The following is a 17,166-nucleotide window of genomic DNA, read 5'->3' as shown; positions in this document are numbered from 1 at the left end:
GATTGCCAGGTGTCTCACGAACATCCTGACAACCAGCGAATTGCTGCGGCGAATAGCGAGAACGCGAGCGGATACCGAGCTCAGCCCGCAGCGGTCTCCGCGCGGTAGGCGCCCGACGTCTCGAGCACCCACGCGAACTCGAACGCGACCTCGCGCCACTTCTCGTACCGGCCCGACACACCGCCGTGTCCCGCGCTCATCTCCGTCTTGAGCAGCAACGGCGCATCGCCGGTCTTCGTCGCGCGCAGCTTGGCGACCCATTTCGCGGGTTCGACGTAGAGCACGCGCGTGTCGTTGATGCTGGTGATCGCGAGGATCGCCGGGTAATCCTTGGCCTCGACGTTCTCGTAGGGGCTGTACGAGCGCATGTACTCGTACACCTCTGGGTTCTCGAGCGGGTTGCCCCACTCGTCCCATTCGATCACCGTGAGCGGCAAGGACGGATCGAGGATCGACGTGAGCGGGTCGACGAACGGGACGTTCGCGAGGATGCCCGCGAACAGCTCGGGTGCGATGTTCGCGACCGCACCCATGAGCAGGCCACCGGCACTGCCGCCGTCGGCGACCAGCTTCTCCGGGCTCGTGACGCCGGCGTCGATCAGGTGCCGCGCGCACGCCACGAAGTCGGTGAAGGTGTTCTTCTTCGTCAGCGACTTGCCGTTCTCGTACCAGTGCCGGCCCATCTCGCCGCCGCCGCGCACGTGCGCGACCGCGAAGACCATGCCCCGGTCGAGCAGCGACAGGCGTGCGACGGAGAAGGCCGGGTCGATGCTCACTTCGTACGAGCCGTAGCCGTACAGCAGCGTGGGCGCGTTCTCGGGGGTGCCCTTGCGCGCGACGATCGACAGCGGGATCTTCGTGCCGTCCTCGGCGGTCGCCCACTCGCGGCGCTGCTCGTAGAGCGTCGGGTCGAACTCGCCGAGCACCGGCTGCGACTTGAGCAGCTTCAGCTCACCGGTGCTCACGGTGTAGTCGTAGACCCGGCTCGGGGTGATGAACGACGTGTAGCCCAGACGCAGCGTGGGCTGGGTCCATTCGGGGTTCGCGCCCGGTCCGACGGCGAAGAGTTCCTCGTCGAACTCTAGTTCGGTGAGCTTGCCGTAGCCCTCGTCGGTCAACGGCCACACCGCGAGTCGGGTGAGGGCTTCGCGGCGGTAGCCGAGCACCAGGTGTCCCTCGAACGCGTCGACGTCCTCGAGGCGCACGTCGTGCCGGTGCTCGATCAGGGTGCGCAGCGCGGACGGGTCGTCGACGGGAGCCTCGGCGAGGACGAAGTTCTCGGCCTTCTTCCCCGTCTCGGGGTCGACGTCGTTGTGCAGGATCAGGAAGCGGTCCTCACCGGCGATCACGGCGTGCTCGGCACCGTACTCGACACCTTCGCGGCGCGGCAGGATCACACGGAATTCGCCTGTGGGGTTCTCGGATTCGAGCACCCATCCCTCGGTGGTGATCTTCGAGCCGACCCAGATCATGAGGTACTTCTCGCTGCGGGTCGAACCGATCGACACCCAGTACCGCTCGTCGGGTTCGTGGAAGACCTTCACGTCCTCGTCGACGGAGGTGCCGAGCTTGTGCCGCCAGACGGTGTCGGGCCGCCACGACTCGTCGACCGTCTGGTAGAAGACGTGGCTGTGGTCGAGCGCCCACGTCGCTCCCGGTGCGGTGCCGGGGATCTCGTCCGCCCGCATCTCACCGGTGGTGAGGTCCTTGATGCGCAGGGTGTAGCGCTCGTCGCCCACGACGTCGGTCGAGTACGCGAGCAGCGTGCCGTCGTGGCTGATCGAGAACGCCCCGAGCGAGAAGAACTCGTGCCCTTCCGACTCGACGTTGCCGTCGAGGAGCACCTGCTCGCCGGGGAGTTCCACACCAGGCGTGACGTCGGGCGGTGTCCAGTCGTCGGCGTCGGCGATCGGGCACCGGCACTGGATCGCGTACTGCTTGCCCTCGACGGTGCGGGCGTAGTACCACCAGTCACCCATCCGGGTGGGGACCGACATGTCGGTCTCCTGGGTGCGCGACCTGATCTCCTCGAAGATCGCCTCACGCAGCGGAGCGAGATGTTCCGTCTGCGCCTCGGTGTACGAGTTCTCCGCTTCCAGGTACGCGACGACCTCGGGGTCGTTCTTGTCGCGCAGCCATTCGTAGTCGTCGACGAAGGTGTGCCCGTGATGGGTGCGCTCGAGCGGCACCTTCTTCGCGACCGGCGGAGTGATCTTCGAGGAGGTCATATGCGGTCAGCCGATCCAATGGTCGAAGGACAGTCCCGAAATACGTTCGTACGCCTCGATGTAGCGAGCTCGCGTCTTGTCGACGACGTGCTGCGGCAGCGGCGGGGGCGGGGTGTCGGAGGCGCGGTCCCAGCCCGATTCGGGTCCGGTGAGCCAGTTCCGGACGATCTGCTTGTCGAAGCTGGGCTGAACCTTGCCCTCCTCGTACTCGTTCGCGTCCCAGTAGCGGGACGAATCCGGGGTGAGGACCTCGTCGGCGAGCACCAGATTGCCGGCCTTGTCGAGACCGAACTCCAACTTGGTGTCGGCGAGCAGGATGCCGCGGTCGGACGCGTACATGGCGGCGCGGTCGTAGATATCGAGCGTGTCCTGGCGCAGCTTCATCGCCAGGTTCAGACCGACCTTCTCGACGACGTCGTCGAAGGAGATGTTCTCGTCGTGGTCGCCGAGCGCAGCCTTGCTGGCCGGGGTGAAGATCGGTTCGGGCAGTCTGCTGGCCTCGACGAGCCCCTGGGGCAGGGTGACACCGCAGACGGAGCCCGTGGCTTGGTAGTCGAGCAGGCCGGAGCCGGTGAGGAAGCCTCGGGCGACGCACTCGACGGGCACCATCTCGAGGCGCTTGACCACGAGTGCGCGGCCGAGGACCTCCTCGGGGATACGCTCGTCGTCGGGTTCTCCCGCGAGGTGGTTGTTGGTGGCGTCGAGCAGCTTGAAGAAGAACACGCTCATCGCAGTGAGGACCCGCCCCTTGTCGGGGATCGGGGTCTCGAGCACGTGATCGTAGGCCGAGATCCGGTCACTGGCGACGAGGAGCAGGTGCTCGTCGTCGATCACGTACAGATCACGCACCTTGCCGCCGGCGAGGTGTTGGTAGGACTCGAGTGAAGGACGCACGCTGACACCCTAGTGCTCATCGAGTGGGCGTACCGCACCCCGTGGCGGATATCCCACTCGTTCGCAGCCGGGTGGAACAACGAACGTACGAGTGGGAACAGGAGTGGCATGGCCGCATCGTCGCGAGTGGACGTCGGGTTCGGGTCCGAGCGGGGCCCGATCCTCATCGCTCTGATGCTCGCCACCTCCCTCGTGGCGCTCGAGAGCACCATCCTGGCGACCGCGATCCCGACGATCGTCGCGGACCTGGGCGGCTTCACGCAGTTCCCGTGGTTGTTCTCCGCCTATCTGCTCACGCAGGCGGTGCTCGTCCCGGTCTACGGCAAACTCTCCGACGTCTTCGGCCGCACTCCGCTGTTGTTGTTCGGGATCGGGGTGTTCGCGGCGGGTTCGGTGCTGTGCGCGGTGGCGTGGAGCATGCCGACGCTGATCGCGTTCCGCGCGGTGCAGGGACTCGGCGCCGGTGCGGTGCTGCCGATGGCACAGACGATCGCCGGGGACATCTACACGGTCGCCGAGCGCGCCAAGGCGCAGGGCTATCTCGCCAGTGTGTGGGGCATGTCGGCGGTGATCGGCCCGACCGTGGGCGGTGTCTTCGCAGACTTCCTGTCGTGGCGGTGGATCTTCTGGATCAACCTGCCGTTGTGTGCCCTCGCGGCGTGGGTGCTCGTCCGCAACTTCCGCGAGGACACGCCGTCGGGACCGCGACCGCGCGTGGACTGGGCCGGCGCGGCGACACTCGCGGTAGGCGCCGCCCTGCTGATCCTCGGCCTGCTCGAGGGCGGGCAGTCATGGGCGTGGACGTCGGCGACCGGGATCGGCATCTTCGCCGCCGGTGCAGCCCTGATCGCGGTGTTCGTGTGGATCGAGTCCCGCGCCGCCGAGCCGATTCTGCCGATCCGGCTGTTCACGCGACGTGTGCTGGTCACCACCAGCGCGGTGTCGTGCCTGGTGGGCGCGGTCGTGCTGGGTCTGACCTCGTACGTTCCGTCGTTCGTGCAGGGCGCGCTGGGGACCACGGCGCTCGTCGCGGGCTTCACGCTGGCGACGATGACGATCGGCTGGCCGATCGCGGCGGCGCAGTCGGGCCGGCTCTATCTGCGGATCGGTTTTCGCAACACCGGTCTGGTGGGTGCGGTGCCGCTGTTGTGCGGCGCGGCGCTGTTGACGCAGGTCGGGGTGGATTCGGCTCCCGGGGAGGTGGCGCTCTGCTGCGTGCTCGTGGGACTCGGGATGGGGTTGATCGCCAGTCCCGCGCTGATCGCGGCGCAGTCCAGCGTCGACTGGTCCGAGCGGGGCGTCGTCACGGGCGCGAACGCCTTCGCACGTGCGATCGGCAGCGCGGTGGGCGTGGCGGTGTTCGGTGCGCTGGCCAATGCAGCCCTCGGGGGCGCAGCGGCGGACGAGACCGTCACCGGAACTCCCGGTGCGGCGCAGTTGGCGGACTCGGTGGCGCCGGTGTTCGTCGCCGTTCTGGTCTGCGCCGTCCTGCTGGTGTCGTGCGTGTGCCTGATCCCGAACCGTCCGGCGGCGGCCGGGTAGGCGACACACCGCGTGCCTATACCGTTACCTACGAGCTGTTTCGTATTCGCTCGAGATCGGGCACCATCTCTGCGGTGAGAACGACAAGCGGCGGCAAGGACACCATCGACGACGTGACGTACTTCCCCGTCGGAGCTGCGGAGCATGCTCTGCAGCGACTGGCACACGCTACGGCGATGCAGGACACGACGGATTACGAGTCGCTGCGCTCTGCCATGGACGCGGAGTACTTCTGGCGCGGTGTCGCCGAGACCTTCCGGATCGCCGACGAGGCGTTCCGGATCGTGTCGTCCGCGACACGCGACCGGCAGGACATCTGCGCGCACGTCATGGCACGCGCTGCCGACTGGGTGGGCACCATCGAACTCGCCACCGAGGGATCCCGGTTGTACGGCGCGCTCGTCGCTTACACCCAGGGCGTCAGCGAAGGGTATTCGGCCGTGGAGGCCTGGGCGCGCGACGGACGGGTATGACGCGAAAGCGCTGATCGACGCGAAGGCGGGGCCGGGGATCACCCCGGCCCCGCTCGTCGACCCGCAGGTCAGCCCACAGCTTCGAGATCGCCCGTGTCCTCGAACCGCCGCAGCGTCGGGGTCGCAACGAACATGATCGCGATGATCACCACACCGGCCACGCCGTAGATGGTCAGGGCCATCGAGATCGGCACCAGCGAGGCCACGACGCCCGCCGCGACCGCGCCGACGGAGGTACCGGCCGTCACCTGCGCGCCCCACACGGCCGCGATCCGTCCGCGGTACTCGTCGGAGGTGTTGCGCTGGACGGTCGCGTACCGCACGACGTCCGCGAGCGAGTCGCCGAAACCGTGCGCGGCCAGACCGAGCAGCACGACGGCGAGGACGCCGGTCGCGCCGGCACCCACCAGACCGGCGGCGGAGACCGTCATGAGCAGGTACACCACCAGCCCGTACCGGCGGATCGAGCCGGTCCAGCCGCTGGTCAGCGAGCCGACCACGGCTCCGACGGCGGGTGCGGTGTAGAGCAGGCCGACCACCGACGGTCCGACGCCGAGCACCTCGTCGGCGAACTCCGGGATCAGCACGGCCCAGCCGGACAGCAGCATCGCGAGGAATCCGACGATCAGCACCTGCCCCACCACGCGGTTGTGTGCCGCGTACCGGAAACCCGACACCACCGACTTCAGCGGTGATTCCTCCGCCACGTGCGTCGGCGGCAGCGACGGCAGGCGGGTGATGCAGAAGGTGGTGATCGCCGTGGTGAACGCCGCGAGCGCGTAGGCCACACCCACACCACCGGCAGCGATGACGACACCGCCGAGCGCCGGGCCGATCATGGAGCCGAGGTCGGCGGTCAGCGCCATGAGCGCGCCGGCCGCGGCGAGCTTGTCGCGCGGGATCAGGCTGGGGGTTACCGCCATGAGCGCGGTCGACGAGATCCCGCCCGCGATGCCGTCGACGACGGCGAGCACGTAGATCGCCCACATCTGCGGTTCGGGCAGGAACGCGTTGATCGCCAGCAGCGCGAAGGCGACGCCCGCGGTGCCGCGGGCGAGAGCGATGACGTTCCGCCGGTCGTACCGGTCGGCGAGCACCCCGCCCGCGAAGGTGGCCCCGAAGGTGGTCACACCGATCACCGCGGAGACGGCGGCGACCTGCGCCGTCGAGCCGGTGAGCTGGTACACCTGCACGGGCACGGCCACGATGAGGAAACCGAGACCGAACAGCGACACGACGCGTGCGGTGAACAGGTACCGGAACTCGCGGCTGGTCCGCAGCGGGTCGAGGTCGATGAGGAGCTTCTCGAAGACGGCCACGATCACCCGCTCATCCGCGGGTGAGCAGCGCGATCCACTGCTCGAGGTCGGGGGCGGATGCGAGGTCCACGAAGTCGACCTCGACGCCGGCGCTACGCCACTGTTCCACGAGGGCCATCAGCCGGACGGAGTCGAGTCCCTGGTCGACGAGGCTCACCGAGGGGTCGAGTTCGTCGACGTCGATGTCCAGGATCCGGGCGGTGTCGGCGAGGACGGTAGTGCGATCGAGCATGGTGTTCTCCTTGTTTCGATGTGTGCAGGCGCTGTGCCCTGGTAAGCGGTGCCGGTGAGTTCTTTCGCGGCGACGACGACCTGCACCGTCTCCTGCCAGATCCGCGCGATCTCGGCGAGCGTGTCCGCGTCGACCACGTCCGCTGCGGCGGCGAACTCGCATTCCAGAACCGCGCCGTCCGGGGTGTCCTCGGTGATCGCGTCCACCTGCAGGACGTGGTCGAGCGGCATGTCCGGATCCACCGAACCCCCGATCGCAGCGGCGCCCGGTGCACCCGACCACGGGCTGCCCGACGCCTCGCCGAGCGTGAGCCGACCGAGGTAGTTGAAGACGACGGCCGGCGGCACGTACCGGGCGAAGCGGTCGCCGAAGTCCGGGTTCAGTCGACGCAGCAGGCCGAAGCCGATGCCGTTGTCGGGTCGTTCCCGCGACGCGCGGGCCACCGCACGCAGCACCGCGCCCGCGGCGTCGGTGTCCCGGGACGCGGACGCCACGTCGACCTCCGCCAGATCCACCGTCACCGGATACATCGACGTGAACCAGCCGACCGTGCGCGACAGGTCGGCACCGGGGACCACCTGCTCCTCCCGGCCGTGTCCCTCGAGGTCGATGCGGACCTGGTCGCCACCCCGGACCGACGCCACCGCGACGGCGAGGGCCGAGAGCAGGATGTCGTCGACGACGTTCGCGGCCAGGACCCGCTCGGTGACGTCGACGGGCAGCTGCACGCGGGTCGACCGGGTCGAGAGGACGGTGTCGCGTGCCGGGTCGAGCGGGCGCGAACCGAGCATCGGTTCGTCGGCGTCGACGGCACGCTGCCAGGCCGACCACGACGCGGTGATCCGCTCCGAGCGTGCCGCTTTCGCGAGTTCGTCCGCCCACACCCGGAAGGGTGTGCCGCTCGACGACAGGGTCACGGTCTCCCCGCGTTCGGCCTGTTCGACGGCGTCGGCGAGGTCGGGGACGAGGATCCGCCACGACACGCCGTCCACCACGAGGTGGTTCACGACGATCAGGACGCGTCCGGCCTGCTGCGGCCCGAAGTCGAACCACACGATCTGCACCATCGTCCCGTTCTCGGGATCGAGTGCGGCGTACGCGTTCTCACGCTCCTCGTCGAACAACTCGTCCCAGTCCCGGCCCGTGGCGTCGACGCGCCGCACGGCTGCGGTGAGGTCGGGAACGGTCTCGGGGACCGTCCACGACGGCCGGCCTTCGTCGTCGACACGGAAGGTCGAGCGCAGCATCGGATGGGCGGCCACGAGTGCCTCGACCGCGGTACGCAGGGTGTCGAGCGTGAGCCCGACCGGCGCGACCAGCAGTCGCGCCTGCGAGAACCGGGACAACCCCGTCCACTGCTCGAGGGTGTCCCACACGATCGGCGTGACGGTCACCTCGCCTGCCACGTCGCCGACGGCTGCCGGACGGGTCTGTCCGCCGCCACTGTCGATCGCGGCCGCGAGTGCCTCGACGGTGCGCAGTTCGATCACCTGACGCGTGGTGATCCACAGCCCGGCCGCCCGGACCTTCGACACGAGCTGGATCGAGACGATCGAGTCGCCACCGAGGGAGAAGAAATCGTCGTCGATCCCCACCCGTTCGAGTCCGAGCACGTCCGCGACGAGTCCCGCCAGGACCCGCTCGGTGTCGGTACGCGGTGCACGCGCCCCGACCAGCGACGAGAAGTCCGGCTCGGGCAACGCCTTCCGGTCGACCTTGCCGTTGGCAGTGACGGGGAAGGCGTCGAGTACGAGCACCACGGCGGGCACCATGTAGTCGGGCAGACGCTCGGCAACGGCGGCACGGACGACCGCCGGATCGACGGCACCGTCCGGGGTCACGTAGCCGACCAGACGCGTCACTCCACGACTGTCGGTGTGCGCGTCCACGACCGCGTCCCGCACCCCGCGCACCGCGGTCAGCGCGGCCTCCACCTCACCGAGTTCGACCCGGAAGCCGCGGATCTTGACCTGATCGTCGCCGCGGCCGAGGAATTCGAGCACGGGCCGGCCGTCGGCACCACGCACCCGCCGGACGAGGTCGCCGGTGCGGTACATACGGGTGCCGTCGTCGGCGAAAGGATTCGGCACGAACCGCACCGTCGTGAGGTCGGGTCGGCCGAGATATCCGCGGGCGACACCGGCACCGGAGACGTACAGTTCGCCGACCACACCCATCGGGACGGGCCGGAGCATCGCGTCGAGGACGTACGCGCCGGCGCCGTGCACGGCCCGGCCGAGGCACGGTGTGTCGGCGTCGGTGACGGGCCCGATGAGCGAGTCCACGGTGCATTCGGTCGGTCCGTAGAGGTTGAAGGCGCGCCCGTCGGTCAGCTCCCGCAGTCGCTGCCACGACGCCGGATTGACTGCCTCGCCACCGAATCCGACGGAGGCGGGGCGGTGTCCGCTCTCGTACAGTCCGGCAGCGAGCATGCGGTCGAGGAAGGACGGGGTGACCTCGAGGAAGTCGAGTTCGTGCTCGAGCGTGTATGCGACCATCCGTTCGGGATCACGCATGGTGTCCTCGTCGAAGACGTGCACCGTGTGTCCGTCGAGCAGCCACAGGGTCGGCTGCCACGAGGCGTCGAAACCGAACGACCACGCGTGCCCGACGCCGACGGAATCGCGTCCGGACGCCGCTACGGTCGGGACGTAGAGATCCGCGCGGTGGCTCTCGAACAGGTTGAGCAGGTTCGCGTGCGTGACCGCGACACCCTTCGGCAGTCCGGTCGAACCGGAGGTGTAGATGACGTACACGCCGTTGTGCGGGCGCAGCGCACCGCGGCGGTCGGCATCCGTCAGTGGGGCGGTGGAGAATTCGCCGAGTTGCAGGTCGGGGTCGTCGAGCACCACGATCCTCGTGTCGCCTGCGATGGGGACGATACCGTCGAGAACCGAGGCGACCGTGACGATCACCTGTGGTCGAGAGTCGGACACCATGTGCGCCAGTCGATCCTGCGGATAGGACGGGACCATCGGCACGTACACGCCACCCGACGAGATCGCCGCCGCGATCGCGACGACCATGTGCTCGGACCGCGGCAGCGCGAGTCCCACGACCGTCTCCGGTCCGACTCCGGCGTCGACGAGGAGCCGCGCGAGTCGCGCGGAGCGCCCGCCCAGTTCCGCGAACGACAGTGTCGTGCCGTCGGCGACCACCGCAGGTGCGTGCGGGGTGCGAGCGATCTGCCGCGCCAGGAGATCGGCGACGGTCGCCGCTCCGCTCGACGGGGCCGCGGGGGTCGTCGACCGGTCGCTGCGCAGACCGGCCCGCTCGGCGGTCGTGAGCACATCGAGTTGCGCCACGGTGCCGGGGTTCTCGGCGACGAGCTGGTCGAGGATGCGGACGAGGCGCTCCCCCAGTGCGGTGGCGTCGTCCTCGGTGAACAGATCGGTCCGGTACTCGAGGCCGAGGTGCAGTTCGTCCTCCAGTCCCGCGACCAGCACGAGCGGGAAGTTCGTGGCGTCCGAACCCCCGACCGACCCGACCCGCACGCCGCCGTCCCGTTGCGCCGCGTCGAGGGCGTCGCGGTCGACGGGGTAGTTCTCGAAGACGAGGAGGGTATCGAACAGTTCGCCGATCCCGACGGCACGTCGGATGTCGGCGAGACCGACGTACTGGTGGTCCATCGCGCGGTTCTGGGTGCCGTGCGTGCGAGTGACGAGATCGGTGATCGACTCCCCCGCCTGCGTGCGGACGCGTACCGGGACGGTGTTGATGAACAGGCCGATCATCGATTCCACGCCCGGCACGTCGGGGACGCGCCCGGAGACGATCGCACCGAAGACGACATCGTTTCTGCCGGTGAGCGACCCGACGAGAAGGCCCCAGGCGGTCTGCACGAGTCCGTTGACCGTGACGCCCTGTGCGCGGCTCGCTTCGACGAGCCGCCGCGACAGCCCGTCGGGCACGGCGACCGTCAGTTCGGCGGGAAACTGCGGTCGCAGCGCCGTACCGGACGGTGTGACGAGGGTGGGTTCGTCCACGCCGTCGAGCAACTCGCGCCACACTTCGACACCGGCCGCGACGTCCTGTTCGCCGAGCCAGTCGAGGTAGTCGGAGAACGGCACGACCGGCGCGAGTCCGGCGGCGGAACCCCCGGCGGCGTAGATCTGCAGGAGTTCCTGCACGAGCAGCGGGGTGGACCAACCGTCGGAGACGAGGTGGTGCATCGTGAACAGCAGTCGCGCACGCGTCGGTCCCGCGACCACCAGCGTGAAGCGCACCAGGGGTGCGGCCGCGAGATCGAATCTGCGGGTGCGGTCGGCGGCGAGCAGTTCCGCCACCCGCGTGTCGAGTTCGCCGGGCTCGACGGTCCCGAGATCGACGACCTCCCAGTGCGGTTCGGCGGTACGACGGACGACACCGATCGGTTCGCCCGCTGCGCCGAGTCGATAGCCGGTGCGCAGAACGGCGTGCCGGTCGACGAGTGCACGCACCGAGCGCTGCATCGTGCCGGCGTCGACGCGGCCGTCGAGGGCGAGGTCGGTCTGCATCGTGTAGACATCGACACCCTCGGCGACACTGCCCGATCCCGACGGCTCGTCCAGTCCGGCCAGGAAGTACATGCCGCGCTGCAGGGGTGTCAGCGGCACGACGTCCTCGATGCCGTCCGGATTCTCGGCGTGCAGTGCGAGCACCTCGTCGACGGACAACCCGGACGCCGTGAGCACCGACGGCACGGGGACGCCCACGGCACCGCCGGAGACCGTGTCGGTGAGGAGGTGCAGTGCCGCGAGCCAGCGCTGCCCGATCCGGCGGGCCCGATCGGCGTCGAGAGCACCGGTGGCGTAGGTGAACACCGCCGAGAGAGCGGGTCCGTCCGGTCCGTCCTCCGTGATCGCGTTGACGTCGAGGACGTGGTCGAGGGGCATGGCCGGATCGACGGAACCACCGAGCGCGGCCGCCTCGGGTGCGGCCGACCACGCGGAGTCGGCGGTATCGCCGAGGGTCATCCGGCCGAGGTAGTTGAACATCACCTCCGGGGTCCGGTAGCCATCGAAGCGGTCGCGGTCGTCGCCGAGGAAACGCAGGAGACCGAAGGAGATTCCGTTGTCGGGAATGCGTTTCAGCGATTCGGTCGCGTGGGCGACGGCCCGGAGCGGAGCACCGCCGTCGAGTGCACGGTCTCCGCCGAGTTCGACCGTCACGGGGTACAGGGAGGTGAACCACCCGACGGTACGCGACAGGTCGGCACCAGGCACGATCTGTTCCTCGCGTCCGTGACCCTCGAGATGCACTCGCAGGGCGGATCCGCCGCAGACGTCGGTGACGGCGAGTGCGAGGGCCGCGAGCAGCACATCGCCGGTGCCGATACCGAGGGCGGACGGCACCGTGGTGAGGATGCGTTCGGTGACGTCGACCGGTACGTCGATCTCGACGGACGCCGAGGTCGACACGATGTCGCGCTGCGGGTCCAGGGCGCGGCTTCCCACCGCGGGCGAACTCTCGGCGGCGAGGGCGGATTCCCAGAGCGGCCACGATCCGGTGATCCGCTCGGACGAGGCCGCTTCGACGAGCGATTCCGCCCACTCCCGGAAGGACGTCCCGGTGTCCTCCGGCGCTGGCGTCTCCCCGCGGGTGGCCGCGGAGACGGCACCGGCGAGGTCGGGCACCAGGATCCGCCACGACACGCCGTCGACGACGAGGTGGTGCGCGACGACGACGATCCGTCCGGCCTGCTGCGGTCCCGGGTCGAGGAAAACCACGCGGAGCATCACCCCGGCTTCGGGGTCGAGTGCGTCGACAGCCTCCGCCGACGCTTCGGCGATGAGGTCGTTCCACGAAATTTGTTCCGTGGTCGAGTGATCCACTCGCCGGACGAGCGTCGCGGCCTCCGGGATGTCCTCGGGCACGATCCATGTCGCACCGCGACGAGTACGCCCCGACGGTTCCGAGTCGCCGACGGTGAACCGCGAGCGCAGCATGGGGTGGGCCGCGAGCAGCGACCGCACACCCGTGACCAGATCCATCTCCCGCAGGCCGACGGGGGCGACGAGCGTCCGGGACTGGGTGAATCGGCGCAGCGAGTCGAACGATCCGGACGCGAGGGATTCGTGCACGATCGGCGTGACGGGCACCGGGCCGGTCGCCGCCGTCCGGCCTCGCCGGGGTTCCTCGGCGGGTGCCTCGCACGCTGTGGCGAGTGCGGCTGCGGTGCGCAGTTCGAAGACCTGACGGGCGGTCACGCGCAGGCCGGCCGCGCGTAGACGCGACACGAGTTGGATGGAGACGATCGAATCGCCCCCGAGGGTGAAGAAGTCGTCGTGGACACCCACGCGGTCGAGGCCGAGGACGTCGGCGACGGTGGCGCACAGCGTCCGCTCTGTCTCGGTGCGCGGTTCGCCGGCACCCGCCAGGGACGAGAAGTCCGGTTCGGGCAACGCCTTCCGGTCGATTTTGCCGTTGGCCGTGATCGGAAGGACGGGAAGAGTGACGAGCACCGCCGGGACCATGTAGTCGGGCAACCGGTCGGCGAGCGCGGCCCGCACCTCAGCGGTGTCGGGTCCGTCGCCGACGATGTACCCGACGAGGCGGGTGGTCCCCCGGTGGTCGGTGTGTGCGACCACCACGGCGTTCCGCACGGCCGGATGCGCGGTGAGCGCGGTCTCGATCTCGCCGGGTTCCACTCGGAATCCGCGGATCTTGACCTGGTCGTCGTCGCGGCCGACGTATTCGAGTGTGCCGTCGTGCGTCCAGCGCACGACATCACCCGTGCGGTACATGCGGGCACCCGCGACCCCGTAGGGATCGGCGACGAAGCGTGCCGAGGTCAGGTCGTGGCGGCCGAGATAGCCACGGGTGACACCGTTTCCGGAGACGTACAGTTCACCGGCCACTCCGATGGGCACGGGACGCAGCCAGTGGTCCAGGACCCGCACGCTCGTCCCGGGAGTGGGACCGCCGATCGTCACGGTGTCCCCCGCGATGTGCGCGGAAGTCGCGTCGACGGTGCATTCGGTGGGTCCGTAGCAGTTCGTCGCCACCACGTCGCTCGCGGCGAGTCGCTGCCACAGCGCGGTGCTCACCGCTTCGCCGCCCACGGTGACGATCGCGGGAACGTGCCCACCCGGTTCGAGGAGACCGGCGTCGAGCAGGCGGTTCATGAGCACGGGCACGGTGTCGACGTAGTCGATGCCGTGGGTGCGCACGTAGTCGACGATGCGGTCGACGTCGGCACGGTTGTCGTCGGGAAGCACATGCAGCACATGGCCTTCGAAGAGCCAGGTGAGCGCGGCGACCGCCGAGTCGAAGGCGAACGGGTAGGTGAGCAGGACGTGCCACTGCCCGTCGCGCGGCGCACGACCGGCGGCGTGCATGGGCCCGGCGGCCTGTGCGGCGTGCAGGTCGGCGAGATTGGCGTGCGTGACGGCCACGCCCTTCGGCAGACCCGTGGAGCCGGAGGTGTAGACGACGTAGGCCAGATGATCCGGGCGGAGCGGAGCGCGCCGGTCCGCGTCCGTGAGCGGAGCCGACGACAGCGCCGACAGTGTGGACTCGACATCCGGGTCGTCGAGGACCAGCACGTCGACCCCGTCGAGCACCTCACCGAGACCCGCGCGCACGGCCTCGGTGGTGATCACCAGACGCGGTGCGGCATCGGTGATCATGTGCTTCAACCGGTCGGCGGGATAGGACGGGTCGAGCGGCAGATAGGCGCCTCCGGCGGTGAGGACGGCAACGATCGCGTCGACCATGGCGCCGGTCCGGGAAAGCGCGAGACCGACCCGGTCGTCGGGTCGCACGCCGCGGTCGACGAGCAACCTCGCCAGTCGCGCCGAGGCCGCGCCGAGTTCACCGAACGACGATTCCTGCTCACCGCACACCACTGCGGGTCGGTCGGTGCCGGTGGTGAACCGGTGCGCGAGCAGGTCGGCGACGGTGCCGCTCGACGGTGCCGCGGGTGCGGTGGACCAGGTGCCCAGTACACGTTCCCGTTCCGAGGACGGCAGGATGTCGAGGTCGGCGACAGGCGCATCGGGCCGGGCACACAGGGCCTCGAGGATCGCGACGAGGCGGGCGCCCAGGGCGGCGGCCTCGTCCGCGTCGATCAGCGACGGGCGGTGGTCGAGCTTGACGACGAGCCGATCGGACATGCCGGCCGTGAGGACCAGCGGATAGTTGGTGGCGTCGCGTCCGTCGACGCCGGTGATCGTCACTCCCCCGGCGCGTTGCGCTCGCTCGAGGGCGTCGCGGTCGACGGGATAACTCTCGAAGACGGTGAGGGTGTCGAACAGTTCACCGATCCCGACGGCGCGCTGCACCTCGGACAGGCCCAGGTACTGGTGATCGACGGTGCGCGACTGCTCGAGCTGTACGCGTCGCAACAGTNGACGGTCGCGGCGGGATCGAGCCGCACCCGCACCGGAACGGTGTTGATGAACAGCCCGATCATCGATTCCACGCCGACGAGTTCCGGAGGGCGGCCCGAGACCGTCGCGCCGAAGACGATGTCGTCGCGGCCGAGCAGACCGGACAGGAGCATCGCCCACGCGCTCTGCAGCACCGTGTTGAGCGTGACGCCGCTCGCGCGGGTGAGCTCCGCGAGGTTCGCGCCGAGCCCGTCGGGGACCGGAACCTCGAGTTCGCCGCAGCGTTCCGACGAGCGGGTCGCTCCCGGCGGTGCCACGAGCGACGGCTCGCTCACACCGTCGAGCGCCTCCTGCCACAGCGACCGGGCGGCCTCGCGGTCCTGGCGCCCGAGCCACGCGAGGTAGTCGCGGTAGGGGCGCACGGACGGCAGGCCCGACGCCGATCCCCCGGCGGCGTAGATCTCGAGCAGCTCGCGCACGATGATCGGGGACGACCAGCCGTCGACGACGATGTGGTGGGCGGTGAGCAGCAGGCGCACCTCGTCGGCGCCGAACCGCACGAAGGTCCAGCGAACGAGCGGCGGTTGCGTCAGGTCGAACCAGTCGTGCAGGTCGTCCTCGACGATCTGCTCGAGCCGGCGTTCCGCCTCGGCGCGTTCGAGACCGGACAGATCCTCGCTGCGCCAGGGATTCTCCACGCCCGACACGACGAGACCCGCCGTACGGCCGTCCTTACGGGGACGGAAGCACGTGCGCAGCGCCGGATGACGGTCGAGCAGCGCCTGCGCGGAGGCCGCCATCCGCTCCTCGTCGACCGCCCCCGAGAGTCGCACCACCGATTGCACCGTGTAGGCGTCGGGATCGGCCGCAGCCGTGTCGTCGGATGTCGAGCCGGTCGGCGCCGCAACGGTACTCAGGTAGAGCAGGCCCTGTTGCAGCGGCGAGAGCGGAACGATGTCTTCGAGCGCAGTGGAACGGGTCATCTGTCGCTTTCGGTATGGACGGTCATTTCGGGCACGGACGACGAACGGCCCCCGCGCCGGGACGTCGGGGGCCGTTCGGTCGGTGGTGCGGGGCGGGCCCGCAACAGCGACTACTCCTGGTTCTGGTTGGCCGGAAGTTTCGCCAACTCGGCATCGATGGAATCGAGTGCCAGCAGAGCGGTTTCGTAGGTCGCTGCACTGGAGTGCTTGACGGCGACGAGGTTGCCGGCCTTCACGGCGGGAAGATCCTGCCACAGCGGGGAGGCGAACAGTTCCTCCAGCTCGGGCGGCAACGAACCGTCGGCCTCGACACCGTAGACGATCACGTCGGCCTCGCCGAGGTTCTCGGGCAACTGCTCGACCGACAGGTACTCGGCGTGAACTCCCTCGGGATCGGTCGGCTCACCGAAGAAGTCGAACCCGAGATCGTCGAACAGGTTGGTGGTGTACGACGAGGCGTATTCGCGGGAGAACTCACCGGGCTCGGTACCGCACACACCGCAGACGCCGGCGAACTTCAGGCCCCCGAGCGAGTCGGCGTACTTGTCGGCGATCTCGGCAGCGCGAGCCTCGTACTCCTCCTTGAACTCCCCGTAGGAGTCGCTGACGTTCGCGGCATCGGCGTACTGCTCACCGAGTTCGCGCCACTCGCCCGGAACCGTGAGCCCGACGAAGACCACCGGGGCGAGCGCCTCGAGCTTGGCCACGTCGACCTGCTCCTGCACGCGGGCCGGGACGCCCATGATGATGAGGTCGGGATCTGCGGCGGTGACTGCCTCGTAGTTGAGCTCCGAGACGGCGCCGTCGGGAGCGACCTTCGGCAGCGCCTCGTAGGCGGCCAGGGTCTCCTCGTCCATGTTGTCGAGCTCGCGGCTCCACTCGCATACGGCGGCGAGGTTCGCGCCGGCCTGGATGAGCGGGAGGGTTGCGTAGCCGCAGGACACGATCCGCTGGGGGTCGGCCGGGATCTCGATGCTGCCGTTCTGCGCTTCGAAGGTGCGCGTCGCGGCGGAGTCGGTGCCGCTCTCCGCGCTGCTGCTGTCGCCGTCGCTCGAACATCCCACAAGTCCGACGGCCAGCAGGGCTGCCGCGCCGAGCGCCGCGGCGCCCCGCGCGCGCTTGCGTTCCAGAACGCGCATCGTTGTTCTCCCAGAGTCTCCCGCCGGGGCGCGTTGCCCCGGTC

8 protein-coding genes and 1 pseudogene are annotated in these 17,166 nt (G+C 69.4%); 2 read left to right on the top strand and 7 right to left on the bottom strand.

Annotated features, from left to right (window positions below):
* Positions 1-80: 80 nt before the first annotated feature.
* Both QR64_RS14640 and QR64_RS14635 read right to left on the bottom strand, forming a co-directional pair.
* The gene (locus QR64_RS14640) at positions 81-2,228 is read right to left on the bottom strand and encodes a S9 family peptidase (protein ID WP_039585893.1); all 2,148 of its coding nucleotides are present in this window, start codon (positions 2,226-2,228) and stop codon (positions 81-83) included.
* Positions 2,229-2,234: 6 nt separating this feature from the next.
* Positions 2,235-3,122: a phosphoribosylaminoimidazolesuccinocarboxamide synthase gene (locus QR64_RS14635; RefSeq protein WP_039585890.1), complete on the bottom strand. Its 888-nt coding sequence runs from the start codon at positions 3,120-3,122 to the stop codon at positions 2,235-2,237.
* A gap of 108 nt (positions 3,123-3,230) precedes the next feature.
* Here QR64_RS14635 and QR64_RS14630 point away from each other — a divergent pair, with 108 nt between their 5' ends.
* Positions 3,231-4,664 (top strand): MDR family MFS transporter, encoded by a 1,434-nt coding sequence (locus tag QR64_RS14630; protein ID WP_039585889.1) that lies wholly within the window; start codon positions 3,231-3,233, stop codon positions 4,662-4,664.
* A 74-nt stretch (positions 4,665-4,738) separates the two neighbouring features.
* Positions 4,739-5,137 carry a hypothetical protein gene (locus QR64_RS14625; RefSeq protein WP_006551838.1) on the top strand — a complete coding sequence of 133 codons (399 nt, stop codon included), beginning with the start codon at positions 4,739-4,741 and terminating at the stop codon, positions 5,135-5,137.
* A gap of 68 nt (positions 5,138-5,205) precedes the next feature.
* Here the strand turns inward: QR64_RS14625 and entS are convergent, their stop codons facing one another.
* The 5 genes and pseudogenes from entS to QR64_RS14605 all read right to left on the bottom strand — a co-directional run bounded on the left by entS (position 5,206) and on the right by QR64_RS14605 (position 17,122).
* The gene (gene entS / locus QR64_RS14620; protein ID WP_039585906.1) at positions 5,206-6,456 is read right to left on the bottom strand and encodes an enterobactin transporter EntS; all 1,251 of its coding nucleotides are present in this window, start codon (positions 6,454-6,456) and stop codon (positions 5,206-5,208) included.
* A gap of 10 nt (positions 6,457-6,466) precedes the next feature.
* Entirely contained in the window at positions 6,467-6,688 is a 222-nt protein-coding gene (locus QR64_RS14615; protein ID WP_006551840.1) for a phosphopantetheine-binding protein, read from the bottom strand.
* Positions 6,610-15,019: pseudogene (locus tag QR64_RS14610) on the bottom strand (amino acid adenylation domain-containing protein); the annotation flags it as partial. The pseudogene QR64_RS14610 and the gene QR64_RS14615, both read right to left, overlap by 79 nt.
* Position 15,020: 1 nt before the next feature.
* Positions 15,021-15,983 (bottom strand): condensation domain-containing protein (locus QR64_RS27905; RefSeq protein ID WP_235367152.1); only part of this gene is annotated, 963 nt, incomplete at its 3' end.
* A 110-nt stretch (positions 15,984-16,093) separates the two neighbouring features.
* Positions 16,094-17,122, bottom strand: a complete 1,029-nt coding sequence (locus tag QR64_RS14605) for an ABC transporter substrate-binding protein (protein WP_039585887.1) — start codon at positions 17,120-17,122, stop codon at positions 16,094-16,096.
* Between the last annotated feature and the right edge of the window lie 44 nt (positions 17,123-17,166).

It is taken from the genome of Rhodococcus sp. Chr-9 (genome assembly GCF_000801125.1).
Lineage (GTDB): Bacteria > Actinomycetota > Actinomycetes > Mycobacteriales > Mycobacteriaceae > Rhodococcus > Rhodococcus pyridinivorans.
Note: the sequence above shows the minus strand (reverse complement) of the source record. Positions and strands in the feature narration are given on the sequence as shown.

What these genes read in the sequence shown, in the direction of transcription:
- QR64_RS14640 (WP_039585893.1), bottom strand. Translation starts at nt 2,228, where the DNA reads ATGACCTCCTCGAAGATCACTCCGCCGGTCGCGAAGAAGGTGCCGCTC.
- QR64_RS14630 (WP_039585889.1), top strand. Translation starts at nt 3,231, where the DNA reads ATGGCCGCATCGTCGCGAGTGGACGTCGGGTTCGGGTCCGAGCGGGGC.
- QR64_RS14615 (WP_006551840.1), bottom strand. Translation starts at nt 6,688, where the DNA reads ATGCTCGATCGCACTACCGTCCTCGCCGACACCGCCCGGATCCTGGAC.
- QR64_RS14605 (WP_039585887.1), bottom strand. Translation starts at nt 17,122, where the DNA reads ATGCGCGTTCTGGAACGCAAGCGCGCGCGGGGCGCCGCGGCGCTCGGC.